Origin of the sequence: Acrocarpospora phusangensis (assembly GCF_016862995.1) — a bacterium.
Taxonomy (GTDB): Bacteria; Actinomycetota; Actinomycetes; order Streptosporangiales; family Streptosporangiaceae; genus Acrocarpospora; species Acrocarpospora phusangensis.
On record NZ_BOOA01000071.1, the window covers coordinates 1 to 16,776 of the forward strand.

A 16,776-nucleotide genomic window follows, 5' to 3' on the forward strand; every position below is an offset into this window, starting at 1 on the left:
CGGCGAGAACGGATCGCCTTGATCAACGGTGCCGAGCGGTTTCCATCTCGTCTGGTGGCGTTCAAGTCGTGAGGAGGGGCCGGTCGTTTGGCGCCGGGACGGCGAGAAGTGATCGCTGGCGTTGGCGGCGCCGGATGACGGCGAGAGGCTTTGATGTTCCAGCCGAAATTGTCGGTGGTCCCTTCTATCGTGGGTTCTCGAACGTGCGTGCGATACCAGGGAGGCTGTTGTGGTTTCTGATGCGGTGACGGCGGAGCGGTTCATGCGGGCCGCGATGCTGGGGGTCGCGATGGCGGTGGAGGCGCAGCGGATCCTGCGGGTTCACATGACCGCCATGGAGGAGGCCGGCGGGGAGGGGGCGGTGGACATTCCGTTCCCTGATTCGACGGTGATGGCGGCCGTGCTGGACGCGGCGGCCACGTGTTTCCCTGAGGCCACCGGGCCGCCGGAGTCGGCGCGTCAGGCGGTGCTGCGTCCGCTGTTAGACCTGGCGGCGCTTGCCGACGCGTCCTGAAGGGTCCGGCCGTATGGGTCGGGGGAAAATGGGACGCGGTTGTGGAGGGGACCGGATACCTTCCATGCATGCGCATACTTTCCGTGAACGTGGGGCAAGCGGTCGATGCCGAGTGGGCGGGCAACACGAAGCGGACGGCCATCGACAAACGACCGGTCGAGGGGCGGGTCGCGGTGATGGTCAACGGGCTCGGTGGGGACCAGCGGGCCGACATGGTGGCGCACGGATCGCCCGACCAGGCCGTTTACGCGTACGCGCGGGAGGATTACGACTGGTGGGAGCCCCAGGTTGGGTTCGACCTGTGGAACGGCAGGTTCGGGGAGAATCTGACCACCTCCGGGGCCGATTTGGGCAAGGTCCAGCTGGGGGAGCGGTGGCGGGTCGGGACCGCCGTACTTGAGGTGACCTTTCCGCGGATTCCGTGCGTGGTGTTCCGGAACTGGATCGGCGAGCAGGGTTGGATCAAGAAGTTCACGGCCGCGGCGCGCCCCGGCGTTTATTTCCGCGTGATCGAACTTGGCGAACTGGGCGCAGGTGACCCGATCGAGGTGATTTCCCGTCCCGACGACAGCGTGTCCATCACCGACGCCTTCCACGCGTACCACGGCGATCGCGACCTCATGCGCAGCATCCTGGCTTACCCGGGTCACGCGCCGGGCTGGGACCGCGTCGCGAAACGCGTACTCAAGCACGAGCCCAAGCCCTAGGCAGGCCTTTACATCCCGTCAGGACGTGCGGCGTCGCCTCTTTGCGGCGTTTCCGGCGCCGTTTACGCAGGTGACGTGGCTCGCTGCACTGGCGCTAAATGAGACGGCCTATGCGGTGGCCGCGTTCTTGATGCCGGGGAGCGGACGGGCCTCTGCGTGATGTGAGTGGTGGTCAGGGCCCTCATTTTGGGGGTTAGGCGTAGGCCGAGCTGGTTGCGTGGTGGCGTGACGTCGTGGTGGTTGGGGGCGAAAACAGGGCTGGTGGGGCGGGGTTTATTCGTTGGAGGATGGGCCGGGGGATTCGGTAGGGTCCTTACTCTTTGCTTGGAATCGCGAAGGGAGACCTCATGGGCGACGATGGCCCGAATGTGTGGGTTCAGGCTGACATCGTGACGCCGATGGCCATCCGGGTTGCCGCCACGCTGCGGATCGCCGATCACATCACCCAGGGCACCGCTACCGCCGCCGACCTCGCCAAGATCACCGACACCCACCCGGACGCGCTGGAACGGCTGCTCCGCCACCTCGTGCACGCCCGCATCCTCACCTGCGACCAGGACCGCTACGCGCTCACCTCCGGCGGAGAGACACTGCGCGACGACCACCCCGGCGGCCTGCGCCCGATGCTGGACGTCACCAGCATGGTCGGCCGCGCCGATCTCGCCTTCGTCCACCTGCTGCACAGCATCCGCACCGGCGAACCGTCCTTCCCCCGCCAGTACGGCCGCGATTTCTGGGAGGACGCCGCCGGCGACCCCGCCCGCTCCCTCGGCTACGACACCCAGATGGGCGTCGACGTCTCCGGCGACGCCCCGGCCATCGTCGGCGCGTTCGACTGGGGTTCGCTGACCCACATCATGGACGTCGGCGGCGGCAACGGAACCCTGCTGGCCGCCATCCTCACCGCCCACCCCCACCTCCGGGGCACCGTCTTCGACCAGCCCGGCACCGCCGCGGCGGCCCGCGAGACCCTCACCCGAGCAGGGCTGGCCGACCGCGCCGACACCGTCGGCGGCAGCTTCTTCGACCCCATCCCCCAGGGCCCCGACGGCTACCTCCTCAGCGCGATCATCCACGACTGGGACGACCCGTCCTCGATCGCCATCCTCCGCCGCTGCGCCGAGGCCGCCACCCCCGGCGCCTCCGTCTTCGTCATCGAGAAGATCGGCGCCGACGGCGAATCCATCAGCACCGGCATGGACCTGCGCGTCCTGGTCTACATGGCCGGCAAGGAGCGCACGGTCACCCAGCTGACCGCCCTCGCCACCGAGGCCGGCCTTCGCCTCCATGCCGTCCACCCGGCCGGTGACTGCGCCATCCTGCAATTCACCCCCGCCGCTCAATAACGTCGGAAATAAGAAACGCCCGGCCGAATCCGGCCGGGCGTTTCACATTTCAGGGGTTTCGATGGGCTTTACTCACCAGGTCAGCGGAGGATCGAGTACAGGGCCTTGGTGAGGGACGCCTTGCTGTCGTCGCCGTCGATGGACCACATCATGGATCCGCCGAGGCCCTTCAGGCGGATGTAGGCCGCCTTCTCGATCAGCACGGCCGGGTCGTCGTAGGACCAGAACTCGTTGCCGTCGTAGAGCCACTGCGTGCCGGTGAGCAGGTCGCGGTAGCGCTTGCCCGGCTTGTTGACCAGGTCCTTGTAGTCCTCGGTGCCAGCCGCCCACTTGCCGGGCGCGGGGCCGGTGGCGGGCTTCCAGAGGCCGTTGCCGCCCGCGGTCACGCCGGTCCAGCCCTGGCCGTACGCGGGGACGCCCACGACGAGTTTGCGCTTGGGCGCGCCGCGCGAGATGTAGTCCCTCACGGTCTGGTCGACGCTGTACTTGACCGGGTTGGGGTCCTTCCTGTCCGTGAACAGGTTGCCGTTGTGGCCGGTCTGGAGCTCCCAGGTGCCGTGCAGGTCGTACCCCTGGATGGTGGCGAAGTCCAGGTAGCTGAAGGCCTTCTTGACCTCGAAGCCGGCGTCGATCTTGGCGGCGGCGGCCGGGAGGAAGGCGGTCAGCTCGTCCTTGCGGTCGAAGGCGTTCATCTGGCGGCGGAGTTCGGCCAGGAACAGGGTGAAGTTCTGCTTGTCCTCGGGGCGGATGATGTTGCCGGCGTTGCCCTCCGAGCCCGGCCACTCCCAGTCGAGGTCGATGCCGTCGAAGACGCCCGCGCCCGCGCCGGGGGCCGCGCCGGGCAGGTTGCCCTTGAGCCACAGGTCGATGCAGGAGGCGGCCAGCTTGGAGCGGCCCGCGGGGGTGAGGACGGCGTCGGAGAAGTACGCGGAGCCGGTCCAGCCGCCGAGCGAGATCAGGACCTTGAGCTTGGGATGCTTGGCCTTGAGCTTCTTGAGCTGGTTCATGTTGCCCTGGAGCGCGCCGGTGCCGTCGTCGGCGACGCCGTCGACGCTCTGCTCGGCGGGCACGCCGCGCTGCCAGTCGGCCCACGGGTCGGCCGAGAAGCACTCGCCCTGCTGGTTCACGAACCCGAACGCGTAGTTGATGTGGGTGAGCTTCGCGGCCGCGCCGCTGGTGTCCACGTCCTTGACGTGGTAGTTCCGGCCGTAGATGCCCCACTGGATGAAGTAGGCCACCCGTTTGAACTCGGTGTCGTGCCGTCCGGAGTGCGCTTGTGCCGGGGGCGCGAGAGCCACCCCTAAGAGGCCGGCGACGGCGGCGGCGAGCAGAGGGCGAAGAATTCTCGTCACAGGTGTCTCCGCTGGTGAAAGGAGAAACTTATAGGAAAGTTTCCTTTAAGTTTCTGGGATCATAGATTCCCCCGGCGTTCCCGTCAATGATTCCGCCTCGGGCCCGAAGGCGGGTATGTCTTCGCTGACGTGCCCGAACAAGCCGTGATTTTGGGGGAACTGTCATGACAGATCGCATCGGGGCGCGACGGCAGCAGCGCGCGATCACCGTGCTCGGCGGGCCGACGACGGTCATCGACCTGGGTGGGCTGCGCTTCGTCGCCGATCCCACGTTCGACGATCCGGGTCCGGAGGGGTACCTGACCAAGCTGGCGGGACCGGCCGCCACCGAGGGGGACCTGGGCCAGGTGGACGTGGTGCTGGTGAGCCACGATCTGCATCCCGACAATCTCGACGTCCGGGGCAAGGCGTTCGCGCTGGCCGCGCCGCTGGTGCTGACCGGGCCCGTGAGCGCGCGGCGGCTGGGGCCGCCGGCTGTCGGGCTGGAGCCCTGGAGTGTGCATCAGGTGCCCCGGCCGGACGGCGCGGGCAGTCTGGAGGTGCGGGCGGTGCCGGCCGTACACGGGCCGAAGGACGGGGTCCTCGATTCGGACGGACATGTGAACTGCGAGGTCACCGGGTTCGTACTGGCGGGAGAGGGCCTGCCCACCGTCTATGTCAGCGGGGACAACGCTTCCGTGGGGACGGTCGCCGAGATCGCCCGGAGGGTGGACCGCGTGGATGTGGCGGTGCTGTTCATCGGGGCGGCCCGGATGCTGACCAAGGAGGACGGCCGGCCGCTCACCCTGACCGCGGAACGCGCCAGCGCGGCGGCCGAGGTGCTGGGCGCGCCCGTCGTCATCCCGGCGCACTACGACGGCTGGGCGCACTTCAGCGAGGGGAGCGAGGACATCGACCGCGCCTTCCACGATGCCGGCCTGTCCGCGGTGCTGCGCCGCGCCGGACACGGCGAATGGATCACGCTGCCTTAGGACGCTGCCGCAGCGCGGGGTTCGGGGCGCTTCGGCCCGGATGGCTGCGTCGACCGCGCCGGAGGCGGGGCGGAGCATCGGAGCGGTCGCCCCTCCGCGCCGCCTGATGACGGACAGAGCATCGGGGCGGGGACGGGAGAATGGGGCGGTGCCCTCTGTGCTGCCTGATGGCGATCCCGTGCCGGACTCCGGCGAACTGCCGTCCAGCGCATTCGCGACCCTCGGGAAGCGGCCGTTCGGCTTCTACGTGCACATCCCGTTCTGCGTGACCCGCTGCGGGTACTGCGACTTCAACACCTACACGGCCGCCGAGCTGGGCCCGGGCGCGTCCCACCGCGACTACGCCGACACCGCCATCGAGGAGGTACGGCTCGCGCGCCGCGTGCTCGGCGACACGGACCTCCCGGTGGAGACCGTCTTCTTCGGCGGCGGGACCCCCACTCTGCTGGCCGCCGATGATCTCGTCCGCATCCTCCGGGCGATCGACACGGAGTTCGGAATCGCACCCGGAGCCGAGATCACCACGGAGGCCAACCCCGAGTCGGTCGGGCCGCGGTCGCTGGAGACGCTCCGGGCGGGCGGGTTCACCCGGATGAGCTTCGGCATGCAGAGCGCCCGGGAGCACGTGCTGCGCGTGCTCGACCGGCAGCACACCCCGGGCAGGGCCGCCGAGGCCGTCCGGGAGGCGAGGGAGGCCGGGTTCGCGCACGTCAACCTGGACCTGATCTACAGCACACCGGGGGAGAGCGACGACGACTGGCGGGCCTCGCTCGACGCCGCGATCGAGGCCGGGCCCGACCACGTCTCCGCGTACTCGCTGATCGTCGAGGACGGGACCAGGCTGGCCGCCCGCATCCGCCGGGGCGAACTGCCCATGCCCGACGACGACGTCGCCGCCGACCGCTACCTCATCGCCGAAGAACTCCTGTCCAAGGCCGGGTACGGCTGGTACGAGGTGTCCAACTGGGCCACCTCCGAAGCCGCACGATGCCGGCACAACCTGCTCTACTGGACCGGCGGCGACTGGTGGGGCGTCGGCCCCGGGGCGCACAGCCACGTCGGCGGCACCCGCTGGTGGAACGTCAAACACCCCGCCGCGTACGCCTCCCGCCTCGCCGAGCACAGATCCCCCGCCCACGCCCGCGAGATCCTCACCCCCGCCGACCGCGCGGTCGAACGCGTCATGCTCGAACTCCGCCTGCTCTCCGGCTTCCCCCTGGCCGACCTCACCCCCGAGGCCCGCCCCGCAGCCGCCCACGCCCTGGCCACCGGCCTCCTGGACGTGAACGCCTTCAAATCCGGCCAAGCCGTCCTAACCCTCAACGGCCGCCTCCTCGCCGACGCGATCATCCGCGACCTGACCTGATTCCGGCCACGCGCCCGCAATCCGGCGCCGTCAACGCGGGCGACGCCTCCCGCCGCACCGGGGGCCGCCCGGAGCCTTAAGCCTCGGAGATGGCTGTGACGAAGTCGATCAGTTCTTCTACGCGGCCGAGGAGTTCGGGTTCGAGGTCGGCGTAGGTGGAGACGCGGCCGAGGATGTGGCGCCAGGCTTCGGCCGGGTCGCGTCGCCAGCCGAGTGCGGCGATCACGCCTTCCTTCCACGGGATCCCGCGCGGCACCGAGGGCCAGGCCGTGATTCCCGCCACCGACGGCTTGACGGCCTGCCAGATGTCCACATACGGATGCCCGACGACCAGCACATCCGGCCCCGACACCTGATCCGCGATGCGGCTCTCCTTGGATCCGGGCACCAGATGGTCGACCAGCACGCCGAGCCGGCGCCCCGGCTCGGGACCGAACTCGGCGACGATCTCGGGCAGGTGGTCGACCCCTTCCAGGTATTCGACCACGACCCCCTCCACCCGCAGGTCGTGCCCCCAGATCTTCTCCACCAGAGAGGCGTCGTGCACGCCCTCGACGTAGATCCGGCTCTCCCGCGCCACCCGCGCCCGCAGTCCCTCGACCGCGATCGAGCCGGACGCGCTCCGCCGCGGGCCCGCGGCGGCGGACGGCCGTACCAGCGTGACCGGCTTGCCGTCCAGCAGGAACGCGGCCGGCGCCAGCGGGAACACCCGCCGCCGCCCGTGCCGGTCCTCCAGCGTGACCGCTTCCTTGTCGCAGGCCACCACGGCCCCGCAGAACCCCCCGTCCGCGTCCTCGACGACCAGGTCGAGTTCCGCGGCGATCTGCGGGATCTTGCCCCGCCGTGGCCGTCGCCAGTCTTCGGAGAGCACGTCCCGCTCGTACATGCCGGAAACGCTAGTACATCATCTGGCGCTTGCGGGCGCCGCTGCGCTTGGCCAGCACCACGATGGTCACCACGACGGCGATCAGGAATCCGATGACGGGCAGGCCGAGCAGCAGGAGCACGCCGCCGACGATCTTCTCCGCGCCGCCGATCAGCTCCTTGCCGACGCCGAACCTGACGCCTTCGCCGTCACAGCTCACCTGGTACGACCCGGCGGACGGAACCCCCACCACGAACAGCATCTCCCACTGGGTGGAACCGATGGTGAGCGTCTGCGAGGCGCCCGGCTGGGTCAGCGTGATCTTCTGGCTCGGGTCGGCGCCCTGCACCTGGCACTCGACGTTGGTGGCCTGGTCGGCGGCGGCCCAGATGGCGGGCTTGGCGGCCGGGTCCAGCTCCACCCGGACGGTCTCGCCGCTCGCGAACGTGGTCGTCGGCGCGGCCTCGTTGATCGTGGAGAAGATGCCGCCGGCGAATCCGACGATCCCCACCACCAGCAGAACCAGGAAAAGAACCCAGGAAAGGACGATCCACGTCAGTCGAGGACGGATCGGAGGCCGCGGAGCGGCGTACGGAGGCGGCGTCGGCGCATACTGGCCATAGTTTTGACTGTAGGGAGAACTCATAACACCAAAGTGTGGGTGTCCCCACTTGTGGGGCGTTTGCAGTCCACTTGGTCCTGTTGCCCGTCTGCTGTTATCGCACCCTGTGGGCGCGAGCCGTACACTTGGCACTCGGGAACAGCGAGTGCCAGGGAGGTGAGCACGTGGTTGACGACCGGAAGCTGGCGGTGCTGCGCGCCATCGTCGAGGACTATGTGTCCACCAACGAGCCGGTCGGCTCGAAGGCGCTGGCCGATCGCCACAACCTGGGCGTTTCGCCGGCCACCATCCGCAACGACATGGCCGCCCTGGAAGAGCAGGGCTACATCCAGCAGCCGCACACGAGCGCCGGGCGGGTGCCCACCGACAAGGGCTACCGCCTGTTCGTGGACCGGCTGTCCCAGGTGAAACCGCTCACCGGGGCCGAGCGCCGGGCGATCGAGACCTTCCTCGCCGGCGCCATCGACCTGGACGAGATCGTGACCCGCACGGTCCGGCTGCTGGCGCAGCTGACCAGGCAGGTCGCGGTGGTCCAGTATCCCTCCCTGACCAGGTCCACGGTCCGGCACGTGGAGATCGTGCCGCTGTCCGAGCGCCGGGTCATGCTGGTCCTGATCACCAACACCGGCCGGGTCGAGCAGCGGGTGGTGGAACTGCCCGACGCGATCGGCGACGACCGGGTCGCCCACCTGCGAGCGGTGCTCAACGCCTCGCTGGACGGCTGCGGCCTGTCGAACGTGCCGGACAGGGTGGCCGATCTGCCCGACCGGCTGGCCGCCGAGGACCGCCCGGTCGCGGCGACACTGCTGTCGGTGATCCTCGAGTCGCTGGTCGAGCGGCACGAGGAAAAGATCGTCTTCGCCGGGGCGGCCAACCTCGCGGCGGCCGACTTCAGTGTCGGCCTCCGCGACGTGCTGGAGGCCCTGGAGGAACAGGTCGTGCTGATGCGCCTGCTGGGCGAGACCGGCGACCTGTCCGAGCTGACCGTCCGGATCGGCTCGGAGAATCCGTACACCGGACTGCGCGGCACCTCGTTCGTCGCCGCGGGCTACGGTGCGGGCGACAAGGAACTGGCCCGGCTCGGAGTGCTGGGCCCGACGCGAATGGACTATCCGGTGACGATGGGTGCGGTGCGCGCCGTGGCGCGTTACGTCGGCCAGATCCTGGCGGGGTCATAAGTGGCCAAGGACTACTACGCGACCCTCGGGGTGCGCCGGGACGCCAGTCAGGACGAGATCAAGAAGGCTTACCGGCGGCTCGCGCGCGAGCTCCATCCGGACGTCAACCCCGATCCGCAGACCCAGGAGCGGTTCAAGGAGATCACCCAGGCCTACGAGGTCCTGTCCGATCCCCAGAAGCGCCAGATGCACGACCTGGGCGGCGACCCCTTCGGCGGCGCCGGGGGCGGAGCCGGCGGCTTCGGCCAGGGCTTCCCCTTCAGCGACATCATGGACGCCTTCTTCGGCACGGCGTCCGCCTCCCGGGGTCCCCGTTCCCGGGCCCGGCGCGGGCGCAACGCCACGATCCGGGTCGAGCTCGACCTGGCCGAGTCCGGCTTCGGCACCACCCGCGAGCTGGTGGTCGACACCGCCGTGCTCTGCGAGGTCTGCCAGGGCTCCGGCGCGGCCGCCGGGACGCATCCCGACACGTGTGACATGTGCCACGGCCGGGGCGAGGTGTCGCAGGTCACCCGCTCGTTCCTGGGCCAGGTCATGACCTCGCGCCCGTGCCCCCAGTGCGGCGGGTACGGCAGCGTGATCCGGCACCCGTGCCAGGAGTGCTCGGGCGACGGGCGAGTGCGCACGCGCCGTACGATCAAGGTCAGGATTCCGGCGGGTGTGGAGGACGGAACCCACATCCAGCTGGCCGGAGAGGGCGAGATCGGGCCCGGCGGCGGCCCGCCCGGAGACCTGTTCCTGGAGATCGTGGAACGGCCGCACGCCATATTCGAACGGCGCGGCGACGACCTGCACTGCACGGTGCAGATCCCGATGACCGCCGCCGCGCTGGGCACCTCCCTCACCATGGAGACCCTGGACGGCTCCGAGGAGATCGACGTCCGCCCCGGCACCCAGTCCGGCCAGGTCATCCCGCTGTACGGCCGGGGCGTGCAGCGCCTCAACGAGACTGGCAGGGGCGACCTGCTGATCCACGTCAACGTGGAGACCCCGCTCAAGCTGGACGCCCAGCAGGAGGAACTCCTCAGGGAGCTGGCCCGGCTCCGCAACGAGGAGCGCCCGCCGGGCAAGTTCACCCCCGGCCAGCAGGGCTTCTTCTCCCGCCTCAAGGACGCCTTCAACGGCCGCTGACGGCCGGAGAAAGCCGCAGAAAGCCGACGGGCCGGGCTCCCTCCAGAGCCTGGCCCCCGGGGGCAACCGCGCCAGGTCCTCCGGGCCGGTGGCCGCCCCGGCCCTTGTGGCCCCTTCCGCGCGGAAGGTAGCAGCTGGGCCTGGGCCTGGTCCTCGAACGAGCCGGGCTTGAACGGCGTGACCAGGATCGCGGCCACGTCGCCGCCGTGGCGGCCGCCACGGCTGCCCGGTGTGTTCGTGGGCTTCGGCGCTCAGCCGCGAGATGTCCATGCGGCGCGCCGCCGGGGCCCTCATGACATTCGTCCGCCTGTGATTGGGTGATCCATATGACCGTCCCCGTCTTCCTCGGCGACCCCGGCGCCGGCGCGCGGATCCTGCTCGACGGCCCGGAGGGACGGCACGCGGCGGCGGTACGGCGACTGCGCGCCGGAGAACGCCTGGATCTCACCGACGGCGCCGGCCGGGTGGCCGAGTGCGAGGTCCGCGAGGCGTTCAAGGACGCCCTGGAGCTGACCGTGCTGAACCGCTACGAGGTGCCCGCGCCGCAGCCGCGCCTGGTCGTGGTGCAGGGCCTGCCCAAAGGCGACAGAGGCGAACTGGCCGTGGAGACGATGACCGAGGCGGGCGTGGACGTGATCGTCCCGTGGGCCGCCGCGCGCTGCGTCACCCAGTGGAAGGGCGAACGCGGCGGCAAATCCCTCGGCCGCTGGCGTTCGACCGCCCGCGATGCCGCCAAACAGGCCAGGCGCTTCCACCTCCCGGAGATCTCCGACCAGGCCACGACGGCCCAGGTGGCCGCCCTGCTCGCCGGCGCCGCCCTCGCCGTCGTCCTGCACGAGGAGGCCACGGAGCCGCTGAGCCGCCTGGACCTGCCGGAGAAGGGCGACATCGTCCTCGTCGTCGGCCCGGAAGGCGGCATCACCGGGGACGAGATCACCAAATTCCAGGCGTCCGGCGCGATCCCGGCCCTCCTCGGACCCACCGTGCTCCGCACCTCCACGGCGGGCGTCGCCGCAGCCGCCGTCCTCCTCGCCCGCTCAGGCCGCTGGTAACCGGGCCCGACCGACAAGTCCCAACGGAATGAGGTCGCTGCGGCCGTCCTGCTCGCCGCTCAGGCCGTTGGTACCGGGCCCGACCGACAAGTCCCAACGGCGTGAGTCGCTGTGGCCGCCGTCCTCCTTGCCTGCTCGGGCTGCGGGTAACCGGGCCCACCGACAAGTCAGAGCAGAATGAACCCGGTCGCTCTTGGCGCCGGTGCGATGCGCACTGGTCACCCGCGTTGACGGCGCCGGACAGCGGCGGGAAGCGGCGACCTGGGGTCATTCCCGTAGACGCGCTAGGAAGCCGACGGCGTCAGGGCGGCTCCTGAGGATTCCGTGGCCGGGCCGCTGCTGGTCACCGGGCTCGGGGTGGCCGAGCATCCGTCTCCCGTGCAGCCGGACGGCGTCGGGCTCGGCGACGGCTGGGTCGGCGCCTCCGTCGGGGTCGGCTTCGGAGTGGGGGCGGTCGCCGACGGCGTCTCCTCCGGTGGGCAGTCCTCGTCGCCGGTGGGCTCGACCACGGTCGGCGTCGCCAGGGGGGACGCGCACGGGTCGGGCGTGGGCGCCGCGCTGGGCGGCGACGGCGGAGCGGTCTGGGTGGACTCCGCGGACACCTCGGGCGGGGTGGTGGGCGAGGCCGGGAGGATCGTGAGCGGGGCCGTGGGCGGCGGCGGAGGCGGCTGGTTGGTGGCGCCGATCTCGGGAAGCTGGCCGGTCTCGTTGCCGGTGGTCAGGCCGATGTCGGTGCCCACGCGGTCGCGAAGCCCGGGGACGACCATGACGACGGTGCCCGCCACCAGGGCGGCCGCGGCGATAGAGGCGCCGATCCGCCACCAGAACAGGTTGCGCAGACCGGCGAAACCGCGGTTCTCGATGCGCTGCCTGATGATCTCCAGGCCTTCGGGAGACGGCACGACCGAGTCCGCCTCCGCGCGCATGGCACGGCGGAGCAGATCGCCGTACTCGTCGGGGGGGATGGTCATGAGAACTTCTCCAGTACCTGCCGTAATGCGGCCATGCCGCGCGCCGTGTGACTCTTCACCGCGCCCTTGCTGATGCCCATCGCGTTGGCGATGTCGGCCTCGGAGAGGTCGCCGTAGTACCGCAGCACCAGGGCTTCACGCTGCCGGGTGGGCAGCCCGCGTAAGGCCTCGATGACCGCGGAGCGTTCGAGCTCGCCGATCGCGCCGTTCTCCGCGCTCGGCGCGTCGGGCAGGCCCTTCGGGGCGTACTTCTCGACGACGGCGCGATGACGCAGCACGGAGCGCGATCGGTTGACGACCGACTGGCGCAGGTAAGCGAGTGCCTTGTCGGGGTCACGCAGTCTGCGCCAGGCGCCGTGAATGGCGACGAACGCGTCCTGGACGACCTCCTCGGCGCTGGCCACATCGCGGACCAGCAACACTGCGAGACGCACAAGTGACCGATAGTGCGCGCTGTAGAGCGCCGTTACGGCCATGTCGGCATCCCACCCGACGGGCACCGCTCCCAGCGACCTTTCGGCCACGAGGGTCTCGGTGGTCACATCAGTAGGACGCTCGTCCTTGCCCGAGGGTTTACGCTCTTCCGAATCATTAGGGGGCATGGCCCAGTTGTGTCCTCGCCCGACACGGGGGTTTAGTTGACGGTGCAGTGTCGCACATAAACCCTATCCGGGCGGATCTTTCCGCGGGACCACCACGGGATTACCGATTGGCAACGCTAGGCTTCCCCGTGTGAGCGATTGCCTGTTCTGCAAGATAGTGGCCGGAGAGATCCCCGCCACGGTCGTCCATGAGAACGCGACCACGCTGGCATTCCGGGACATCAATCCGCACGCCCCGGTGCACGTTCTGGTCATCCCGAAAGAGCACGTCGAGGACTCGGCCGCGCTGGCCGAGGCCGGCCTGGCCAACGACGTGCTGCTCGCCGCGGCGGCCGTGGCCGCCAAGGAGGGCATCTCAGAGTCCGGATATCGTGTGACATTCAACACCGGCGAGGACGCCGGGCGGACGGTTTTCCACGCGCACGCGCACGTGCTCGGCGGCACCGGCCTCAGCCTGCGCCTCGGCTAGCATTGGTGAGAAATTAGGGAGGCGAGCAGGCCGCAACGGCCGCCCATGTCCGAGACGCGCGACACACAGAAGACCCACGCCAAAGTGGTCATCCCCGATGAGCACGCGATGATCAGCATTCTGGGCTCCCGAGACGAGCTGCTGAGAGTCATCGAGAAGTCGTTCCGGGCAGACATCCACGTGCGGGGCAACGAGATCACCATCACCGGCCCCCCGGACGAGAGCGGCATCGTGGTCCGCCTCTTCGAGGAGCTGGTCGAGCTGGGCCGGTCCGGCGCCGAACTCACCCCCGACTCCGTCGAGCGCAGCATCGCCATGCTCCGGATGAGCTCCGGCAAGCCCGCCGAAGTGCTGTCGATGGACATCATCTCCGCGCGCGGCCGCACGATCCGGCCGAAGACCGTGAACCAGAAGCGGTATGTGGACATGATCGACCGGCACACCATCGTGTTCGGGATCGGGCCCGCCGGAACCGGCAAGACGTACCTGGCGATGGCCAAGGCCGTGAAGGCGCTGCAGGAGAAGAAGGTCAACCGGATCATCCTGACCCGGCCCGCCGTGGAGGCGGGGGAACGGCTCGGCTTCCTGCCCGGCACGCTGTACGAGAAGATCGACCCCTATCTGCGCCCGCTGTACGACGCGCTCCACGACATGCTCGACCCCGACTCCATCCCCCGGCTGATGACCGCGGGGACGATCGAGGTGGCGCCGCTGGCGTACATGCGCGGGCGGACGCTCAATGACGCTTTCATCATTCTGGACGAGGCGCAGAACACCTCGCCGGAGCAGATGAAGATGTTCCTCACCCGCCTGGGGTTCAACTCCAAGATCGTGGTGACCGGCGACGTGACCCAGATCGACCTGCCCGGCGGGCAGGACAGCGGCCTCAAGGTCGTCCAGCACATCCTGGACGGCATCCCCGACATCCACTTCAGCAGGTTGACCAGCGCTGACGTGGTCCGGCACAAGCTGGTCAGCGAGATCGTGGACGCATACGGCAAGTACGACGCGGCGATGGCCTCCGACCCGCGTTCCACCGGCAACCGATCGAGGGGCCGGCGATGAGCATCGAGGTCGCCAACGAGTCCGGCGCCGAGATCGACGAGGGCACGCTGGTCGCGCTCGCGGGTCACGTGCTGGGCCGGATGGGCATCAACCCGCTGGCCGAACTGTCCATCCTGGTGGTGGACGAGGCCGCGATGACGGCGCTGCACGAGCAGTGGATGGGCGAGCCGGGGCCGACCGACGTGCTGGCCTTCCCGATGGACGAGCTCCGCCCGCACCAGGCCAAGTCCGAGGAGAGCACGCCCGACCCGGCGCTCCTGGGCGACGTCGTGCTCTGTCCCGCCGTGGCCGCCAAGCAGGCCGCCGAGGCCGGGCACAGCGCGCAGGCCGAGCTGGAGATGCTCTGCACCCATGGCATTCTGCACCTGCTGGGCTACGATCACGCCGAGCCCGAGGAGCACGCCGAGATGTTCGGCCTCCAGGGCGAGCTGCTCGAATCGTGGCGGGAGGTGCGCCCGAAGCCGTGACTAACGGCTGGTTGTTCTCGGCCGTCGCGCTCATCGTGACCGGCGGCCTGCTGGCGAGCGCGGAGACCGCGCTGACGCGCATCTCGCGCGTGCGCGCCGAGGAGTTCGTCAAGGAGGGCCGCCGCGGAGCGCGGCGGCTGCAGGCGATCGTGGCGGATCCGCCGCGGTACCTGAACCTGCTCCTGCTGCTGCGGCTCAGCTGCGAGCTGGCCGCCACCGTGATCGCGACGCTGCTGTTCATCGACTGGCTCGGCGACACCGGCCAGGCGTACGCGGTGGCCGCGGCCGTCATGATCCTGGTCAGCTACGTGATCGTCGGCGTCTCGCCGCGCACCCTCGGCCGTCAGCACGCCGAGCCCGTCGCGCTGGCCAGCGCCCCCATCGTGTACGGTCTGACCCGCATCTTCGGCCCCCTCCCCAAGCTGCTGATCCTGCTGGGGAACGCGCTCACCCCCGGCAAGGGCTTCCGCGAGGGCCCGTTCACCTCCGAGGCCGAGCTGCGCGACCTGGTCGACCTGGCCGAGGAGCGCCGCGTCATCGAGCCCGACGAGCGCGAGATGATCCACTCGGTCTTCGAGCTCGGCGACACCCTGGTCCGCGAGGTCATGGTCCCCCGTACGGACATGGTCTTCATCGAGCGGAACAAGACGCTGGCGCAGGCGCTGTCGCTGGCGCTGCGGAGCGGGTTCTCCCGGGTCCCGGTGACCGGCGAGAACGAGGACGACGTGGTCGGCATCGCGTACCTCAAGGACATCGTGCTGCGCATGCAGGACACCGGCGAGACCGACATCCGCATCGACGAGCTGATGCGCCCGGCCACGTACGTCCCGGAGAGCAAGCCCATCGACGAACTCCTGCGCGAGATGCAGGCCCGCCAGATCCACCTGGCCATCGTCATCGACGAGTACGGCGGCACCGCCGGCCTGGTCACCATCGAGGACGTGATCGAGGAGATCGTCGGGGAGATCGCCGACGAGTACGACCAGGAGGCCCCCCGGGTGGAGTGGCTGGACGAGGGCGCCGCCCGCGTCACCGCCCGGCTGTCCGTGGACGAACTGGCCGAGATGTTCGACACCGAGATCGAGGTCGAGGACGTCGACACCGTCGGCGGCCTGCTCGCCCACGCCCTCGGCCGCGTCCCCATCGCCGGCTCGGAGGCCCTCGTGGACGGCCTGCGCCTGACCGCGGAGAACCTCGCCGGCCGCCGCAACCGCATCAGCACCGTCGTGGTCCGCCGCATGACCGAGGACGAGCCGATGAGCGTCGCGAGCTGACCAGGAGGCTGGTCAAAAGGCGGATTGCTGGTCAGAAGCCTGATCGCCGGCCGCGGACCGGGATGACGCGGCGCGGCTGGCCGGGGTGGCCGGACTCGTCGAAGAGCAGCCACTCGGTGATCGCGATGTGGAAGACACGCTCGCCCGGGGCCAGGTGCACCGGGTCGGGGGAGTCGGTCTCGGTGGCGGTGCCGGCGAAGGTGGCGCCCCGGCCGCGGGCGGCGAGGATGGCCCCGGCGGCGCGGGGGTCCTGGCGGAGGTTGCGCGCGTGCATGCGGTCCTCGTGCGCGACGAAGTGCAGCCGGTCCGGGGCGAAGGTGGCGTGGAACGTGAGTGTGCACAACGTCGGGGAGCCGTCGGCGTCCAGGGTGGACAGTTGCATGAGCCGGCAGGTTGAGACATGTTCTATGAGGAGCCGCCGGTTGAGCGCGAGTTCGCTGATCACGCGATCAGGGTGACGCGGGCCGGTTGGATGCCCCTTGCACGCATTCCCGGCATATCTCGCAAGCGTTCTTTAAGCGGATTGCAAGCGCCCTCGTGCATCTTTTACTCAAGGCGCTCGGGAGGGGTTCGGAGCGCTGAGGGGATCGGAAGCAACGCCGGGAGGGGTTCGCGGCGGACCGGACGATCCTTGGGGGGAAACATCGATTAGAGGGCTCTCGTCTGACGAGGGCCCTCTAATGATGTTCCGGGCCGATTTCTGGCCGAGCTTTACCGCGTTCCGGCAGGTAGCAGGAGATTGCCGTTTTTGGCGATGGGGAAGGTAGCCCGTCGGCGAGGTGATTTCGGGCCCGCCGGGGGGATCGTGACGGGGGACGCGGAAT

Annotated in this window: 18 protein-coding genes; 12 read left to right on the plus strand and 6 right to left on the minus strand. The window is 69.7% G+C overall.

Annotated elements, in window-relative coordinates; all coding sequences use genetic code 11:
- The first annotated feature begins 229 nt into the window (after window positions 1-229).
- From Aph01nite_RS31570 to Aph01nite_RS31580, 3 genes are all read left to right on the plus strand, one after another.
- The gene (locus Aph01nite_RS31570) at window positions 230-514 is read left to right on the plus strand and encodes a hypothetical protein (RefSeq protein WP_204044695.1); all 285 of its coding nucleotides are present in this window, start codon (window positions 230-232) and stop codon (window positions 512-514) included.
- 68 nt (window positions 515-582) lie between these two features.
- Window positions 583-1,221, plus strand: a complete 639-nt coding sequence (locus Aph01nite_RS31575; RefSeq protein ID WP_204044696.1) for an MOSC domain-containing protein — start codon at window positions 583-585, stop codon at window positions 1,219-1,221.
- A gap of 398 nt (window positions 1,222-1,619) precedes the next feature.
- Window positions 1,620-2,567 (plus strand): methyltransferase, encoded by a 948-nt coding sequence (locus Aph01nite_RS31580; RefSeq protein WP_239162125.1) that lies wholly within the window; start codon window positions 1,620-1,622, stop codon window positions 2,565-2,567.
- A gap of 80 nt (window positions 2,568-2,647) precedes the next feature.
- Here Aph01nite_RS31580 and Aph01nite_RS31585 read toward each other — a convergent pair whose 3' ends face one another.
- Entirely contained in the window at window positions 2,648-3,919 is a 1,272-nt protein-coding gene (locus Aph01nite_RS31585) for a glycoside hydrolase family 18 protein (protein ID WP_204044698.1), read from the minus strand.
- Window positions 3,920-4,083: 164 nt separating this feature from the next.
- Between Aph01nite_RS31585 and Aph01nite_RS31590 the strand changes: the two genes are divergently transcribed.
- On the plus strand, window positions 4,084-4,890 hold the full coding sequence (locus Aph01nite_RS31590; protein ID WP_204044699.1) for an MBL fold metallo-hydrolase: 807 nt from the start codon (window positions 4,084-4,086) through the stop codon (window positions 4,888-4,890).
- 148 nt (window positions 4,891-5,038) lie between these two features.
- The gene (gene hemW / locus Aph01nite_RS31595) at window positions 5,039-6,256 is read left to right on the plus strand and encodes a radical SAM family heme chaperone HemW (protein ID WP_204044700.1); all 1,218 of its coding nucleotides are present in this window, start codon (window positions 5,039-5,041) and stop codon (window positions 6,254-6,256) included.
- 76 nt (window positions 6,257-6,332) lie between these two features.
- Here hemW and Aph01nite_RS31600 read toward each other — a convergent pair whose 3' ends face one another.
- Both Aph01nite_RS31600 and Aph01nite_RS31605 read right to left on the minus strand, forming a co-directional pair.
- Entirely contained in the window at window positions 6,333-7,142 is an 810-nt protein-coding gene (locus Aph01nite_RS31600) for a DUF3097 domain-containing protein (RefSeq protein ID WP_204044701.1), read from the minus strand.
- Window positions 7,143-7,152: 10 nt separating this feature from the next.
- Window positions 7,153-7,632 carry a hypothetical protein gene (locus tag Aph01nite_RS31605; RefSeq protein ID WP_204044702.1) on the minus strand — a complete coding sequence of 160 codons (480 nt, stop codon included), beginning with the start codon at window positions 7,630-7,632 and terminating at the stop codon, window positions 7,153-7,155.
- Window positions 7,633-7,907: 275 nt separating this feature from the next.
- On the opposite strand from Aph01nite_RS31605, the gene hrcA reads away from it, so the two are divergent.
- The 3 genes from hrcA to Aph01nite_RS31620 all read left to right on the plus strand — a co-directional run bounded on the left by hrcA (window position 7,908) and on the right by Aph01nite_RS31620 (window position 11,104).
- Entirely contained in the window at window positions 7,908-8,921 is a 1,014-nt protein-coding gene (gene hrcA, locus Aph01nite_RS31610) for a heat-inducible transcriptional repressor HrcA (RefSeq protein WP_204044703.1), read from the plus strand.
- Entirely contained in the window at window positions 8,922-10,052 is a 1,131-nt protein-coding gene (gene dnaJ, locus Aph01nite_RS31615) for a molecular chaperone DnaJ (protein ID WP_204044704.1), read from the plus strand.
- A gap of 326 nt (window positions 10,053-10,378) precedes the next feature.
- Window positions 10,379-11,104: a 16S rRNA (uracil(1498)-N(3))-methyltransferase gene (locus Aph01nite_RS31620; protein WP_204044705.1), complete on the plus strand. Its 726-nt coding sequence runs from the start codon at window positions 10,379-10,381 to the stop codon at window positions 11,102-11,104.
- A gap of 284 nt (window positions 11,105-11,388) precedes the next feature.
- Here the strand turns inward: Aph01nite_RS31620 and Aph01nite_RS31625 are convergent, their stop codons facing one another.
- Both Aph01nite_RS31625 and Aph01nite_RS31630 read right to left on the minus strand, forming a co-directional pair.
- A complete protein-coding gene (locus Aph01nite_RS31625; RefSeq protein ID WP_204044706.1) occupies window positions 11,389-12,075 on the minus strand; it encodes a hypothetical protein in 687 nt (228 codons plus the stop codon).
- Window positions 12,072-12,551, minus strand: coding sequence for a SigE family RNA polymerase sigma factor (locus Aph01nite_RS31630; RefSeq protein ID WP_204044737.1), 480 nt, complete (start codon window positions 12,549-12,551; stop codon window positions 12,072-12,074). The genes Aph01nite_RS31625 and Aph01nite_RS31630 overlap by 4 nt, the downstream gene beginning before the upstream one ends.
- Window positions 12,552-12,807: 256 nt before the next feature.
- Between Aph01nite_RS31630 and Aph01nite_RS31635 the strand changes: the two genes are divergently transcribed.
- Genes Aph01nite_RS31635 through Aph01nite_RS31650 form a run of 4 tightly spaced genes read left to right on the plus strand, consistent with a single transcriptional unit; the run spans window position 12,808 to window position 15,952 of the window.
- Window positions 12,808-13,146 (plus strand): histidine triad nucleotide-binding protein, encoded by a 339-nt coding sequence (locus Aph01nite_RS31635; protein WP_204044707.1) that lies wholly within the window; start codon window positions 12,808-12,810, stop codon window positions 13,144-13,146.
- Between the two features lie 45 nt (window positions 13,147-13,191).
- A complete protein-coding gene (locus Aph01nite_RS31640) occupies window positions 13,192-14,211 on the plus strand; it encodes a PhoH family protein (protein ID WP_204044708.1) in 1,020 nt (339 codons plus the stop codon).
- Window positions 14,208-14,678 (plus strand): rRNA maturation RNase YbeY, encoded by a 471-nt coding sequence (ybeY, locus tag Aph01nite_RS31645; RefSeq protein ID WP_204044709.1) that lies wholly within the window; start codon window positions 14,208-14,210, stop codon window positions 14,676-14,678. The genes Aph01nite_RS31640 and ybeY overlap by 4 nt, the downstream gene beginning before the upstream one ends.
- Entirely contained in the window at window positions 14,675-15,952 is a 1,278-nt protein-coding gene (locus Aph01nite_RS31650) for a hemolysin family protein (protein ID WP_204044710.1), read from the plus strand. Before ybeY ends, Aph01nite_RS31650 begins: the two co-directional genes overlap by 4 nt.
- Window positions 15,953-15,983: 31 nt before the next feature.
- Here the strand turns inward: Aph01nite_RS31650 and Aph01nite_RS31655 are convergent, their stop codons facing one another.
- Window positions 15,984-16,397 (minus strand): pyridoxamine 5'-phosphate oxidase family protein, encoded by a 414-nt coding sequence (locus Aph01nite_RS31655; protein ID WP_204044711.1) that lies wholly within the window; start codon window positions 16,395-16,397, stop codon window positions 15,984-15,986.
- Window positions 16,398-16,776: the final 379 nt, after the last annotated feature.